This is a genomic window from Paenibacillus favisporus (assembly GCF_040545415.1).
Classification (GTDB): Bacteria; Bacillota; Bacilli; order Paenibacillales; family Paenibacillaceae; genus Paenibacillus_AQ; species Paenibacillus_AQ favisporus.
Window position 1 is genome coordinate 569600 of the sequence record NZ_JBEPLV010000001.1, and the last position, 14455, is coordinate 584054.

Sequence of the window (14455 nt, forward strand, 5' to 3'; positions counted from 1 at the left end):
ATACGTCAATCCAAAATGAACCCGAAGGAGCTGTTTCACAACATGATGCAGTATGTACAGCCCTTCATTCGGTACATCCGTGAGGAGAAAGGGCTGTCCAGTAACACACTTGAATCGTACACCCGTGATGTCCGTCAGTTTGTGGAATTTGTAGAGGAACGGGGGCTGAACTCAGCGGATCAGGTCAAACGGACGCATATCCAAATGTATTTGAACCTGAAGAAGCAGGAGCGCATGGCCCCGGCGACGCTCGCACGCAAGCTGGTTTCCGTACGGTCTTTTATCCATTATTTGATCCGGGAATCCGTCATCCGGCAGGATCCGAGTCTTGGACTCGACGCTCCCCGGCTGGAGAAGAAGCCTCCAAGAGTTCTGTCCATCGGGGAAGTGAACCGGCTGCTGGAAGCCCCCGATGTTTCCGCGCCGCAGGGGCTTCGGGACAAAGCCATGCTGGAGCTGCTCTACGGTACCGGCTTGAAAGTATCTGAGCTTATCTCCCTGAACGTGGACGATGTCAATTTGGACATGCATTTCCTCCGCTGCACAAGCAGCGCTGGCAAGGAACGGGTGCTTCCGATCAATGGGATTTCGGCCGGGGCGGTCAAGGAGTATATAACCGGAATGCGGGATCCGCTCGTACGGGAAACCTCCTCGGACGACAGAGCCCTGTTCCTGAACCTGACCGGCAGCCGCCTGACGCGCCAAGGATTCTGGAAGGTGTTGAAAAAATACGCCGCCGATGCGGAGATTGAAGGCGAGATTACGCCGCATACGCTCAGGCATTCTTTTGCCGCGCACCTGCTGGAGAACGGAGCCGATCTGCGCTCCGTACAGGAGATGCTGGGGCATGCCGATATGGCGACGACCCAAATGTACACCACAAGTACGAAAAGAACGATGAAGGACGTTTATGAAGAGCACCATCCCCGTGGACGGGATCATTCCAATACCGATTAGGAGAGATTATACGCATGTCAACGACACAGCTGAAGCAGATTCAAGAGGCAGCCGCCTTTATCCAGAGCAAGGGAGGCGTTCAACCGGAAGTGGGCCTCATACTCGGGTCCGGTCTCGGAATACTGGCTGACCTGATCCAGGACGGCATATCCATTGCCTACGAGGATATCCCTCATTTTCCGGTGTCGACGGTGGAAGGCCATGCGGGAGAGCTTCTGCTCGGTACGATTGAAGGACGTAGCGTCGTCTTAATGAAGGGGCGCTTCCACATGTATGAGGGTTACGGCCCGGAAGTGACGGCTTTCCCGGTAAGGGTCATGAAAGAGCTCGGCGTGAAGAGCCTGCTGGTGACCAATGCAGCCGGCGGCATCAACACGGATTTCGAGCCGGGAGACCTGATGGTCCTGACCGACCATCTGAACCTGACCGGCCGGAATCCGCTCATCGGCGCGAACGAACCGGCGCTTGGCGTCCGCTTTCCCGATATGTCCGAGGCGTACAGCCGGCGGCTCCGCCAGCTCTTGAAGGACACGGCCGCGTCGAAGAACATTCCGATTCGCGAAGGCGTATATGCCGGCCTGCTTGGACCGACGTACGAAACGCCGGCCGAAATCCGCATGCTGCGCACGCTCGGTGCAGACGCTGTCGGCATGTCGACGGTATCGGAGACGATCGTGGCCCGGCACGCCGGCCTGGAAGTGCTCGGCATTTCCTGCATCAGCAACATGGCGGCAGGCATTCTGGACCAGCCTTTGTCCCATGAAGAGGTCATGGAAACGACCGAGAGAGTCCGCGAGAAGTTCCTCGGCCTGGTGCTTGCGGTTATCCCTCATATGTAATATGCAAGGCCGTTTATTCAAGCAGCCCCCGCAGGAGAAATCCTGCGGGGGTTTTTGCGTGTATCAAAAATAATTCGGCGTAAGCAGCCCCTGGCATGGAATATTTTCCTGTGATCCTGACGAAACTGAAAGACAGTAACCATTTCAATTGAACCATATAGAAATGAACTAAAGAAATGAAAGTTATAGGCCGTATCAGGCCTTCATAACAGGAAGTTCAATGAAAAAGCTTTAGTTCAATCTATACAATAGGTCAGGAGGGGACTTATTTTGAAAAAAACGATACTGGCGCTCGCGCTGTCCTTCGGACTGTCCACGGTGGCGCTGCCTTATCTGGGGTATGCCGAAGAAGCGCCAAAAGGCGGTCAGGCTCCGGGCGTGGAGCTGGCGGCGAATGCTAGGTCAGCCATCCTTATGGATGCGGATACGGGAACGGTCATTTATGAGAAGAACAGCCATGATAAACTTCCGCCGGCAAGCATTACGAAAATTATGACCATGCTGCTGACCATGGAAGCCATCGACGAGGGCAAGCTGAAAATGACCGATATGGTCCGGACGAGCGAATATGCGGCGTCGATGGGCGGTTCGCAAATATTCCTTGAGCCGGGAGAAGAGATGACGGTCAACGAAATGCTCAAGGGCATTGCTATGGCTTCCGGCAACGATGCCTCGGTGGCGATGGCCGAAAAAATCGCCGGCACGGAGCAGGCCTTTGTCCAAATGATGAACGACAAGGCACAGGAGCTGGGGCTGAAGGATACCCATTTCGTGAACTGTAACGGGCTTCCTGCCGAGAACCATTACTCTTCGGCGCACGATATCGCGGTGATCAGCCGTGAACTGTTGAAGCATTCGGAAATTACGAAATACACTGGTTCCTATCAGGACTATTTGCGAAAAGATTCCGAAAAGCCCTTCTGGCTCGTGAATACGAACAAGCTGGTCCGCTTCTATACAGGGGCCGACGGTCTCAAAACGGGGTATACCTCCGAGGCGAAGTTCTGCCTCTCGGCTACGGCCAAGAACGGCAACCTGAGAGCGATCGCCGTGGTGCTGGGCGAGCCTAACACCAAGACGCGGAACGAAGAAGTGTCCAAAATGTTCGATTATATGTTTGCCCAGTACAGCACGCATACCATTTTCAATCCGGGTGACGTGATGGGTACGGTAAAAGTGAACAAGGGCAATACGAAGGAACTGACCTTGAAGGCCGGACAAACCTACAGCGTTCTGACAAAGAAAAACGCCAAGGCAGCGGACATCCGCCACGAAATGGTCGTTCCGAAGGAGATCAAGGCTCCGGTCCAGCAGGGACAGGTTCTCGGTAAACTGGTCGTCTACGAGGGCGGCAAGGTGCTGAAGGAATTTGAGCTGAAGTCGCCGGAGACGGTGGGCAAGGCCGGATGGTGGAAGCTGTTCAAACGGACGACATCAAAATTGTTTCTTGTAGATTGATAGCGGTTTTCTTCTAGTTTTGTCGTGATGCAGGAATCCGGTTTTACTCCGTAGAAATCGTTGTTCATGACAGGGAGGAGAGTGAGCAAACGTGAATCTGCAAGTGGAAATGGAGCATCACCGCAACATCTTGATTGTGCGCTTATCGGGAGAGCTCGATCACCATACGGCTGACCATGTCCGCATGAAAATGGATGAGACGATCCAGCGCGGACTGACAGACCATCTGGTGCTCAGCCTGAAAAATTTACAGTTCATGGACAGCTCAGGTCTGGGTGTGATCCTCGGAAGGTATAAGCTGATCAAGGCCAAGGGCGGCAAAATGGCGGTGTGCGACGTCAATCCTACCGTCTACCGGCTGCTCGATATGTCCGGCTTGTTCAAAATTATGCCCATTTACGATAACGAGGGTCATGCGCTCTCGGGTCTGGAGGTCGTGTCATGAGTAAAGAAAAGGCCAAGGAACGCAATTTCATGACGCTGCAGTTCGCAGCCAAGTCGGAAAACGAATCGTTCGCCCGTGTGACGGTGGCCGCCTTCATTTCACAGCTGGACCCGACCATGGATGAGCTGAGCGACCTGAAAACGGTCGTTTCCGAAGCGGTGACTAACAGCATCATTCACGGGTACGACAGCGATCCCGAGGGGATTGTCACGATCACTGCGGAAATTGTGGGAGATACCGTCACTCTGACCGTGGAGGATCGGGGAAGAGGCATCGAAGACTTGGAGCTTGCCAAGCAGCCCCTGTATACGTCGAAGCCGGAGCTGGAACGGTCGGGCATGGGCTTTACGATCATGGAGAACTTTATGGATGAATTCGAGGTATCCAGCGAGCCCGGTTCCGGAACATCAATCAAGATGAAGAAGAGGATCGAATCTAAGAAAGCTTTGTATAATTAGGGGTTGGGCGCATGGATGCTGATGTGAAGAAAGGTTCGCAGACTTATTTGGATGATGCCGAAGTCAAACGTCTGATCGCACTCAGCCAGACCGGGGACAGCTTGGCCCGCGATACGCTGGTAAACTGCAACATCCGCCTCGTCTGGTCTGTCGTGCAAAGGTTTATGAACCGGGGGTACGAACCCGAGGATCTGTTCCAGATCGGATGCATCGGCCTGCTGAAATCGGTCGACAAATTCGATTTAAGCTATGACGTCAAGTTTTCCACCTATGCCGTTCCGATGATTATCGGCGAGATCCAGCGCTTTCTCCGCGATGACGGAACGCTGAAGGTCAGCCGGTCACTGAAGGAAATGGCCAACAAGGTACGCAAGAAAAGGGACGAGCTGTCGAAGCACCTGGACCGGCTGCCGACCGTCAAGGAAGTGGCCGAGGAGCTTGGGGTAACGCCGGAGGAAGTCGTGTTCGCCCAAGAGGCCAACAAGCCGCCGACCTCGATCCACGAGACCGTGTTCGAAAATGACGGGGATCCCATTACGCTGATGGACCAGATCGCCGACGAATCCCAGGAACGCTGGTTTGATAAACTGGCGCTGAACGAAGCAATCGATGGCCTGTCGGAGCGGGAAAAGCTGATCGTCTATTTAAGGTACTACCGCGACCAGACCCAATCGGAGGTAGCCACCCGGCTCGGGATATCCCAGGTACAGGTTTCGCGCCTCGAGAAAAAAATACTGCAGCTGATCCGCGATCAGATTGCCCAGTGAACAAGGAACCGTCTTCCGTATAGGAAGGCGGTTCCTTTTTTTGGGCAGCGATGCAAATCGGACTAGAAAGTAGACCTTTTTCCTATACTAACGGTAATTCAGCAGCAAAAGGAGTGATTGGATGTCTGATCACGGATTGCCTACGGTCTACCTGCAGCTGCGCAGCCGCGTACCGATTTCCCATGGAAGGGTTGTGACCCTCGGCCACATCGCCCGGATTTTATGCGACCCCGAGTGGGAATCTTCGCTCCGCAGCCTGGAGCTGGTTCATCCCCATAAGTGGGATGGAAATTTGTTGTTAATTGACATGATGCACATCATACCGAAGATCCAGGAGCTCATTCCGGGCGTCCGCATTGAATCGATGGGGAACAAGCACTCCCTGGTGGAAGTGGTAAAAAAGGAGAAGAAACCGTCACTGATCCTATTCATCCTCGTCTGGCTCCTCCTTTTCTTCGGGTCAGCGCTGACGATCATGAATTTCCATGCGGACGTGAACATGCAGGAGGTGCAAATCCGTACGGTGGAAATGGTGACCGGCCGCCGGGACGAGCATCCCTACTTGTTCCAGACGGCTTATTCCTTCGGCATCGGGTTTGGCATGGTTGTTTTCTTCAACCATTTATTCAAAAAGAAATGGAACGAGGAGCCGACCCCGCTGGAAGTGGAAATGTTTCTGTACCAGGAAAATATCGACCAGTACGTCGTTGCCGAGGAATATAAACGGATGAAAACTGAGAGCCGTCAGGGGGATTCGTCTTGATTCTGGTCGGCTGGATCATCCAAATACTGCTCGGGATTGCCGGGGGAATTGCGGTTGGCGGCGGTGTTATTGCGCTGTTCATCGTTCTGGACATGATCCCAAGGCTGGCTCAGCTGACTTCATCCTATAATCGGGTTCACTGGTACGAAGGGGCGATGGTAACGGGGTCGCTGATCGGGACCGTGTTCGACTTTTGGAACTGGAAACTATCCTTGGGACCGCTGGCCAGCCTCTTGATCGGGCTGTTTAACGGGATATTCGTCGGTATGCTGGCCGCCGCGCTCACTGAAGTGCTCAACGTGCTGCCCATTTTGGCCAAAAGGCTGCAGATGACCCGCTACCTGTTCGGTTTTTTGATGGCAATGGTCACGGGAAAAGTGGCGGGTTCCCTGTTTGACTGGTTTGTTTACAGAAAGTAAGGAGGAACGCTTCGTGAGAGATGACAAGGATCAGGAAATCAACGTAGAGGACCCTGCGGGTATTGCAATGATCATGCAGTACGGGGACGAATCGAAAGAGAAGAAGGAAGACGCTTCTCATCCGTCGGAGGAGGGGAAGGAGCCCCGGAGGACGACGGGCCGGCGTGAAGGCGGCGAAGAACAGGCTGAGGGTGAGCATAAGGCAGCGGGTGACGGCGGAGAAGATAAGCGGATGCAGGATAAACGCGACCGGGAAAGGTCCGACACCGTCGAGGAATCCATCATCTATTGGCAGGATAAGGATGAAATTCCGGAAAGCCTGGAGACGACCAAAAACACGCTCAAGGAAGTGGTGGGCCTCGGTTCATCCTTTGACATCGTGTTTCGCGAAATGACCCTCGCCGGCCAGAACACGGGATTGTTCTTCATTAACGGCTTTGCCAAAGACAACATCATGCTGGAAATACTGAAGCGGCTTACCTATTTGTCCGCCGACCAGCTTACTTCGGATGCGCTTAAGTCCTTTTTTGAATTTTACATCCCGCATATTCAGGTCGAGATTGTCGACAAGCTCAGCGCAGCAGTCAATAAAGTACTGATGGGGATGTCCGCATTATTCATCGAGGGAGAACGGGCGTGCATCATTTTAGATACCCGGAATTATCCGGTCCGTAGTCCCGAAGAACCAAGTATTGAACGGGTGGTGCGGGGTGCACGCGACGGGTTCACCGAAACGCTGCTTACCAACATCGCCCTCGTGCGGCGGCGGATCCGCGACCCCGGATTCAAAAGCGAGCTTGTGCAGGTCGGGCGGCGGACGAGGACAGACGTCTGTATTGCCTACATCGACGATATTGTAGACAAGGTCCAGGTGGACTCCATCCGGAAGAAAATCAAAAGTATTGACATCGACGGCCTTCCCCAAGGCGACAAGCAGCTGGAGGAAGTCATTATCAATAAGGGATGGCATCCATATCCGCTGGTCAGATATTCGGAGAGACCGGACGTGGTCGCTTCGCATATCATGGAAGGCAGGGTAGTGGTGTTCGTGGACACCTCGCCGAGCGTGATGGTCATGCCGACTACGTTTTTCGACCTGTGCCAGCATGCCGAAGAGAACAGGCAGACAGCTTTTATGGGGACCTACCTCAGGTGGGTCCGGTTCCTTGGCATATTCGCCTCCATGTTTCTGCTTCCGCTCTGGATGCTGCTTGTGATCGATCCGCACCTGAAGCCACCGGAATTAAATTTCATCGGTCCGCACGATACGGGCAAAATTCCGCTTATCGCCCAGTTTTTGCTGGTCGAGTTCGGCGTCGATCTGCTCCGGTTGGCCGCTGTGCATACGCCGACCCCGCTGGCTTCGGCCATGGGTCTCATCGCGGCGATCCTCGTCGGGGATATCGCGGTGAAAACAGGCTTGTTCGTCAATGAGGTCGTCTTGTACATGGCCGTAGCGGCCATCGGCATGTTCGCCACGCCGAGCTATGAGCTGGGGCTGGCCAACCGGATGGTGAGGCTTGTGCTGCTGGTCGCGGTGGCTATTTTCAAAGTGCAGGGATTCGTCGTCGGGACGACGCTGCTGATCCTGCTGCTGACGCTGCACCGGTCTTACAACTCGTCTTATCTATGGCCGTTTATACCGTTTAATGCAAAGGCTCTGTCTGAAGTGCTGCTGCGCTTCCCGGTACTTGAGAGCAAGAAAAGGCCGTCTTTCAACAAAACGAGGGATAATACGCGGATGGCGAAGAACCCGGACAACCGCGAACAGTCGTAGGAAAACACAAATGTTGTGCAAAAAAATCCATTCATTCTCTTCCCTTGTCTGGTATACTGATGTAAAAGTTCACATGGAATATTTACATTTCCAAGGAAAGCGAAGGGATGCATAATATGTTTCTACATGGTACAAGTAAAATCAATGCGGACGGTCACCTGGAAATCGGTGGCTGTGACGTTACCGAGCTGAAGAAGCAGTATGGTACGCCGCTTTATATCGTCGACGAGGAGCTGGTCCGCACGCGGTGCCGCGAATACGTCGATGCGTTCCGTGCGTCCGGACTGAAATTCCAGGTGGCTTACGCCAGCAAGGCGTTCTGCGTCATGGCCATGTGCCGGATCGCAGAGGAAGAGGACATGTCCCTAGACGTCGTGTCCGACGGCGAATTGTTCACGGCGCTTCAGGCAGGCTTCCCGGCCAAGCGCATCCATTTCCACGGCAACAACAAGACGGTGGAAGAGATGGAAATGGCGATCGACGCCGGCATCGGCTGCTTCGTCGTAGACAATTTTGTTGAGCTGCATGTCCTGGAATCGGTGGCAGCTGAGAAAAACGTAAAGGTCAACATTTTGCTCCGCGTCACACCAGGGGTTGAAGCTCATACGCATGAATATATTTCAACCGGCCAAACCGACTCGAAATTCGGTTTCGACATCGGTAACGGCTCTGCGTTTGAAGCAGTCAAAGCAGCTGCCGCTCAAGAGCATCTGGAGCTTCTTGGCGTCCATTCCCATATCGGGTCGCAGATCTTCGAGGTCGACGGATTTCAGATGGCGGTTCAGCGTGTAGCCGAGTTTGCCAAGAGTGTCAAAGAACAGCTGGGCGTGCAGTTCAAAGTAGTGAACCTCGGCGGAGGCTTTGGCATCCGTTACGTTGAAGGCGATACGCCGCTTGAAGTCAGCCAGTACGTGAAGGCGATTACCGACGCGGTGAAAACGCATTTTGCCGAGTGGGGAAGCGAGCTGCCGGAAATTTGGGTGGAACCGGGCCGCAGCATCGTGGGCGATGCGGGGACAACCTTGTACACCGTCGGCACCAGCAAGGATATTCCGGGTGTGCGCAAGTACGTGGCCGTGGATGGCGGCATGACGGACAACCCGCGCCCGGCGCTGTACGAGTCGAAGTATGAGGCCATGCTGGCCAACCGTGCCAACGACAAGCCGGAAGAAACCGTGTCCATTGCCGGCAAATGCTGCGAGAGCGGCGACATGCTGATTTGGGATGCTGAGCTTCCGAAAGTCAATAACGGTGACCTGCTCGCTGTTTCATGCACAGGGGCCTACAACTATTCCATGGCGAGCAACTACAACCGGATCCGCAAACCGGCGGTCGTGTTCGTGAACCAAGGTCAAAGCGACCTTGTCGTTCGCCGCGAGAGCCTTCAGGATATCATCGGCCACGATGTCATTCCTGAGCGGATCGCAAAGCAGGCTGTGCTTAAGTAAGGAGATGCACTAAGGGGACAGGCGCTGTTCGCCAGCGCCTCTGGTAAATGAATTGGTGCGCAGTATTAAGGATCATCTCTGTATTGGGGAATGCAGAGGGGTCCTTTTGCGCGTTTATAGAACGAGGAGAAATGCGGAATTATTTTGCTTCGCCCGGGATTTCATAGTAAACTAGAAGATGTCTGTTAACACTCAGGAAAGACATGAAAGGAGTCATTGACATAATGGCCAAGCAAGCAAAAATCACTCTTGAAAACGGCGGCGAAGTGCTGCTCGATCTGTTTGAAAAAGACGCTCCGAACACGGTGGCGAACTTTGAAAAATTGGCAAACTCCGGTTTCTACAACGGTCTGGTGTTCCACCGCGTCATTCCGGGATTCGTTGCGCAGGGCGGATGCCCGAACGGCTCCGGTACCGGCGGCCCTGGCTACACGATCAACTGCGAAATCAACCCGAACAAACACGAGCGCGGATCGCTGGCGATGGCACATGCCGGCCGCAACACCGGCGGAAGCCAGTTCTATATCTGCTACCAGCCGCAGCCGCATCTCGACGGACAGCATACCGTATTCGGCAAAGTGACGAAGGGCATGGAATACGTCGACGCGTTCCAAGGCCGCGACGTGATGAAGACGGTCGAAGTATACGAAGCTTAATCTGCGAGTCGCGCACGATTTATCAGCCGCTTTCCCTGTTTCAAAGAGGGACAAGCGGTTTTTTGTTCTGGGCTGGGAAAAGGGGCGTATTGATTTTTTGCGGAGGCAGTGTTAACATTTCCTAGTATAGATGGGGCTTCCACTAGGCAGCCATTCCATCTGGCAATTGTATATTGATATTGGTTATATCCTTCGGGGCAGGGTGAAATTCCCTACCGGCGGTGATGACGCGGCAGCCGATCAGTTTTGGCGCCCGTCTCAGTCCGTGACCCGGACGCTTTGTTTGACGCTGAGCGTACGGTGGACCTGGTGCAAATCCGGGACCGACAGTATAGTCTGGATGGGAGAAGGAGAGAAAGTGTGCACTTCAGTTGGGAGTGCAGCTGTCCAATAAGATGTCACGTGTACGTGGTTGTTTTCACATAGTAGATGGTTGTCCCTGGAGGGACGGCTTCTGTTTACTGATGACTTTACGCTACCGATGACTTATTTGGCTGATCTTGATTTTTGGGATTCTGCAGCCTTATTGGAGTGTATCTGACTTGTCTCTCACAGCCCCGAGGATGGTTTAAGCCATCCCGGGGCTTTTTGCTTTTTTTACAAAGACCTGGGGGCCCCGCTAAATGCCGGTTTAAACAGCGCGGAGACAAAGCAGCGCATGGTAAGGTGATTTACCATGGAAATTCCAACATGCGAAGTATCCGTAAAGCGCCCGAAGCCGAGACTTAGTTTTGAGGGGATGTCCCGATTCCGAACAAGGGGGGAGATGAATGGACGGCATCATCAACGATGAATTTTATATGGCGCTTGCGCTCGATATGGCGGAGCGGGCACAGGGTCAGACCGGAATCAATCCGGTTGTCGGCTGCGTCGTCGTTAAAGACGGGGCTATGGTTGGGCTTGGCACGCATTTACAGCGGGGAACCGCCCATGCGGAAGTACATGCGCTGAACTTGGCGGGTGACCGTGCGGAAGGGAGTACGGTCTACGTAACGCTGGAGCCCTGCAGCCATTACGGAAAAACACCGCCCTGCAGCGAACGCCTCATGCGCGAGAAGGTGAAGCGGGTCATTGTGGCCTGCGAAGATCCCAACCCCCAGGTGGCGGGCAGAGGAATCGAGCTGCTCCGGCGCGGCGGGATTGAGGTAGAAGTTGGGCTGCTCGGTGACAGGTCCCGCCGCTTGAACGAAAAGTTTATCAAGTATATTACGACCGGGCTTCCCTATGTGACGGTCAAGACAGCAAGCACGCTGGACGGGCGCATCGCGGCCGAATCGGGAGACAGTAAATGGATCACGAACGAAGCGGCCCGGGAGCAGGTTCATACGCTCCGCCACCGCCATCAAGGGATTATGGTTGGCGTAAATACGGTGATCGCGGACAATCCGCAGCTGACCACCCGGCTGCAGGGCGCCATCGGTCTGAATCCTGTGCGGATCATCGTCGATTCCTTGCTGCGGATTCCGCTTGAGTCGAAGGTGGTTCGGGATGGAGCTGCGCCGACCGTCATTTTGACGACGGAACGCGCCGATCTGGATAAGGAGGAAGCCCTTAAGAAGATCGGTGTAGAAACGATCCGCTGCGGATCGGGCCCGCAGGTCGATCTTCGCCTGGCGATGCAGGAGCTAGGCAGACGTGAGATCGGCTCGATTCTGGTGGAAGGCGGCGGCCGGCTGAACGGTGCCTTGCTGGAGGCCCGGCTGATCGACCGGATCGTACTCTATTTCGCACCGAAAATCGTTGGAGGTCCGGCGGCCCCCGTCAACTTCTCGCTGCGAGGCGCCGACAAGATGGCGGACGCCGTCCGGCTAGAAGACGTAGAGACCGAAGTGCTCGGGGATAACGTCTGCATCAGCGGAAAGCCGGTTTGGCCGGCATGACATGATCCGGAAAAACGATACTTAACTTTTTTAAGGCTGCACACGGTTAACGATATGAATCGTATGAAATACTTCTTTACAGGACAGAAAGGAGCGGTTGCGATGTTTACCGGTTTGGTTGAAGAGGTCGGCGTCATGCGGGGCGTCTCCAGCAAAGGGGAAGCGATGATCCTCCATATCGAGGCCTCCCGGATTATGGGCGATCTCAAAATCGGGGACAGCGTCTCGGTGAATGGCGTCTGCCTCACGGCTGTCGAGATTGGAGCCCGTTCGTTCGCAGTGGACGTCATGCCGCAAACGTACCGCCACTCCAGCTTGAAATCGCTGGGGGCCGGAAGCCGGGTGAATTTGGAGCGCGCCATGCAGGTGGGTGCCCGCTTCGGTGGACATATCGTGCAGGGACATGCCGACGGGACAGGGACGATCCGGGCGATGGACCGGGATCAGAATGCGGTGCTGATCGAAGTGGAGCCGGAAGAAACTGCTCTGCTCCGCTACATCATCCCGCAAGGATCTATTACCCTGGACGGCATCAGCTTGACGGTGGTCAAGACGAGCGCCACAACATTCACCGTTTCCATTATCCCGCATACGCTTGCGGAGACAAGTCTGGCGGACAAAAAGCCTGGAAGTGTGCTGAATCTGGAATGCGACATTCTTGGAAAATATGTGGACCATTTGCTTCACTACCGAACAGGGGAAGGGAATGGGCGTCCTGAACCTTCGGGAATCAGCCTGGAGCTGCTAGCAGAACACGGATTTGCATGAGGCAGGCAAGAGGACAGACAGGCCAATAAGCCCATGCAGGAATAGGAGGGAAACCCATGAAGGAGGATTTTGTGTTTGACCGCATTGAAGATGCGGTGTCCGACTTGTCGGCAGGCAAGGTCGTTATCGTTGTGGACGACGAGGACCGCGAGAACGAAGGCGATTTTATCGCCCTGGCGGATCAGGCTACGCCTGAAGTTATCAACTTCATGATCACGGAAGGACGCGGACTGGTCTGCATGCCGATTACCGAGGAAAGAGCTGCAGAGCTCGGCTTGAAGCCGATGGTATCGAACAATACGGACCATCACGGCACGGCTTTTACCGTCTCCATCGACCACAAAGAGACGACAACGGGCATCTCCGCCTATGAGCGGTCCCTGACCGCCAAAGCGCTGGCCGACCCGGAAGCGACCGCAGCCGATTTCCGGCGCCCCGGCCACATGTTTCCGCTGATTGCCAAAACCGGCGGCGTGCTCCGGCGTGCTGGCCATACCGAAGCGGCGGTGGATCTCGCCCGTCTCAGCGGAGCGTTCCCGGCCGGAGTGATCTGCGAGATCATCAAAGAGGACGGGACGATGGCACGGCTGCCGGACCTAGTGCAAATCGCCAAGAAACATGGCCTCAAGCTGATCAGCATCAAGGATTTGATCCAGTACCGCAACAATAAGGAAAAGCTCGTTACCCGCGAGGTTTCAGTGCGGATGCCGACGGACTTCGGCGAGTTCCAGGTCGTCGCCTATACGAATGCGGTGGACAATAAAGAACATTTGGCGCTCGTCAAAGGGGACATCGCATCCGGGGAGCCGGTGCTCACCCGCGTCCATTCCGAATGCCTGACAGGGGACGTGTTCCATTCCCATCGCTGCGATTGCGGGCCGCAGTTTGAAGCCGCACTCCGGCAAATCAACGAAGAAGGCCGCGGCGTGCTGCTGTACATGCGCCAGGAAGGACGCGGCATCGGGCTCCTGAACAAGCTGAGAGCCTATAAGCTCCAGGAAGAGGGCCTTGATACGGTCGATGCCAACCTGAAGCTTGGATTCCCCGCGGATCTTCGCGATTACGGCATCGGAGCTCAAATATTGAAGGATCTCGGCATTCGCCAAATTCGGCTGCTGACGAACAATCCGCGTAAAATCAAAGGCCTTGAAGGCTACGGGCTGGAAATCGTCGAGCGCGTGCCGATCCAAATGCAGGCCAATAAGGACAACGAGAACTACTTGCATACGAAGCAAATGAAGCTGGGGCACATGCTGAAATTTGAGCAGCCCGATTCATTGACGACGACTACCGAATAATTACAGGAGGCTGATGAAGCATGGCACATATTTATGAAGGAAATTTGGTATCCGAAGGATTAAAATACGGCATCGTGGTAGGAAGATTCAATGAGTTTATCACCAGCAAGCTGCTGGGCGGCGCACTCGACGGCCTGAAGCGGCACGGCGCCAAGGAAGAAGAAGTGGACGTGGCGTGGGTTCCGGGCGCTTTCGAAATCCCGCTGATTGCTCAGAAGATGGCGGAAAGCGGCAAGTACGACGCCGTCATTACGCTCGGCACGGTTATCCGGGGGTCAACCTCCCATTACGACTACGTGTGCAACGAGGTGGCCAAAGGCGTGGCGGCGATCAACCTGAAAACCGGCGTTCCCACCATTTTCGGCGTCTTGACGACGGAGAACATTGAGCAGGCGGTGGAACGGGCCGGAACGAAGGCCGGAAACAAAGGATATGACGCTGCGGTGGCGGCAATTGAAATGGCCAACTTGACGAAACAGTTAAAATAGTGCTTATTTAATGTAGTACCCTTTTTTCGGGTAC

Annotated in this window: 15 protein-coding genes and 1 riboswitch; all 15 genes read left to right on the plus strand. The window is 54.6% G+C overall.

The window, feature by feature from the left end:
- Positions 1 to 42: 42 nt before the first annotated feature.
- The 15 genes from xerD to ribH all read left to right on the plus strand — a co-directional run bounded on the left by xerD (position 43) and on the right by ribH (position 14421).
- Positions 43 to 957, plus strand: coding sequence for a site-specific tyrosine recombinase XerD (gene xerD / locus ABID47_RS02725; protein ID WP_212967835.1), 915 nt, complete (start codon positions 43 to 45; stop codon positions 955 to 957).
- Between the two features lie 14 nt (positions 958 to 971).
- A complete protein-coding gene (locus ABID47_RS02730; RefSeq protein ID WP_354494852.1) occupies positions 972 to 1796 on the plus strand; it encodes a purine-nucleoside phosphorylase in 825 nt (274 codons plus the stop codon).
- Between the two features lie 270 nt (positions 1797 to 2066).
- Entirely contained in the window at positions 2067 to 3254 is a 1188-nt protein-coding gene (locus ABID47_RS02735; protein ID WP_116229665.1) for a D-alanyl-D-alanine carboxypeptidase family protein, read from the plus strand.
- A 91-nt stretch (positions 3255 to 3345) separates the two neighbouring features.
- On the plus strand, positions 3346 to 3699 hold the full coding sequence (gene spoIIAA, locus ABID47_RS02740; RefSeq protein ID WP_076170047.1) for an anti-sigma F factor antagonist: 354 nt from the start codon (positions 3346 to 3348) through the stop codon (positions 3697 to 3699).
- A complete protein-coding gene (gene spoIIAB / locus ABID47_RS02745; RefSeq protein WP_354494854.1) occupies positions 3696 to 4157 on the plus strand; it encodes an anti-sigma F factor in 462 nt (153 codons plus the stop codon). The genes spoIIAA and spoIIAB overlap by 4 nt, the downstream gene beginning before the upstream one ends.
- An 11-nt stretch (positions 4158 to 4168) precedes the next feature.
- A complete protein-coding gene (gene sigF, locus ABID47_RS02750) occupies positions 4169 to 4924 on the plus strand; it encodes an RNA polymerase sporulation sigma factor SigF (protein WP_089548075.1) in 756 nt (251 codons plus the stop codon).
- 121 nt (positions 4925 to 5045) lie between these two features.
- A complete protein-coding gene (locus ABID47_RS02755; RefSeq protein ID WP_116229667.1) occupies positions 5046 to 5687 on the plus strand; it encodes a stage V sporulation protein AA in 642 nt (213 codons plus the stop codon).
- Positions 5684 to 6106 (plus strand): stage V sporulation protein AB, encoded by a 423-nt coding sequence (locus ABID47_RS02760; protein ID WP_285855050.1) that lies wholly within the window; start codon positions 5684 to 5686, stop codon positions 6104 to 6106. Before ABID47_RS02755 ends, ABID47_RS02760 begins: the two co-directional genes overlap by 4 nt.
- A gap of 73 nt (positions 6107 to 6179) precedes the next feature.
- Positions 6180 to 7883, plus strand: coding sequence for a spore germination protein (locus ABID47_RS02765; protein WP_435530596.1), 1704 nt, complete (start codon positions 6180 to 6182; stop codon positions 7881 to 7883).
- Positions 7884 to 7999: 116 nt separating this feature from the next.
- A complete protein-coding gene (lysA, locus tag ABID47_RS02770) occupies positions 8000 to 9331 on the plus strand; it encodes a diaminopimelate decarboxylase (RefSeq protein WP_116231602.1) in 1332 nt (443 codons plus the stop codon).
- Positions 9332 to 9555: 224 nt separating this feature from the next.
- Complete coding sequence (locus ABID47_RS02775) at positions 9556 to 9987, plus strand: peptidylprolyl isomerase (protein ID WP_354494859.1); 432 nt, start codon at positions 9556 to 9558, stop codon at positions 9985 to 9987.
- A gap of 184 nt (positions 9988 to 10171) precedes the next feature.
- Positions 10172 to 10343: riboswitch (FMN riboswitch) on the plus strand.
- A gap of 414 nt (positions 10344 to 10757) precedes the next feature.
- Entirely contained in the window at positions 10758 to 11867 is a 1110-nt protein-coding gene (gene ribD / locus ABID47_RS02780) for a bifunctional diaminohydroxyphosphoribosylaminopyrimidine deaminase/5-amino-6-(5-phosphoribosylamino)uracil reductase RibD (protein ID WP_354494861.1), read from the plus strand.
- Positions 11868 to 11969: 102 nt separating this feature from the next.
- On the plus strand, positions 11970 to 12635 hold the full coding sequence (locus tag ABID47_RS02785) for a riboflavin synthase (RefSeq protein WP_354494862.1): 666 nt from the start codon (positions 11970 to 11972) through the stop codon (positions 12633 to 12635).
- A 56-nt stretch (positions 12636 to 12691) separates the two neighbouring features.
- Positions 12692 to 13933: a bifunctional 3,4-dihydroxy-2-butanone-4-phosphate synthase/GTP cyclohydrolase II gene (locus ABID47_RS02790; RefSeq protein ID WP_354494864.1), complete on the plus strand. Its 1242-nt coding sequence runs from the start codon at positions 12692 to 12694 to the stop codon at positions 13931 to 13933.
- Between the two features lie 20 nt (positions 13934 to 13953).
- On the plus strand, positions 13954 to 14421 hold the full coding sequence (gene ribH / locus ABID47_RS02795; RefSeq protein WP_089548072.1) for a 6,7-dimethyl-8-ribityllumazine synthase: 468 nt from the start codon (positions 13954 to 13956) through the stop codon (positions 14419 to 14421).
- Positions 14422 to 14455 lie beyond the last annotated feature (34 nt).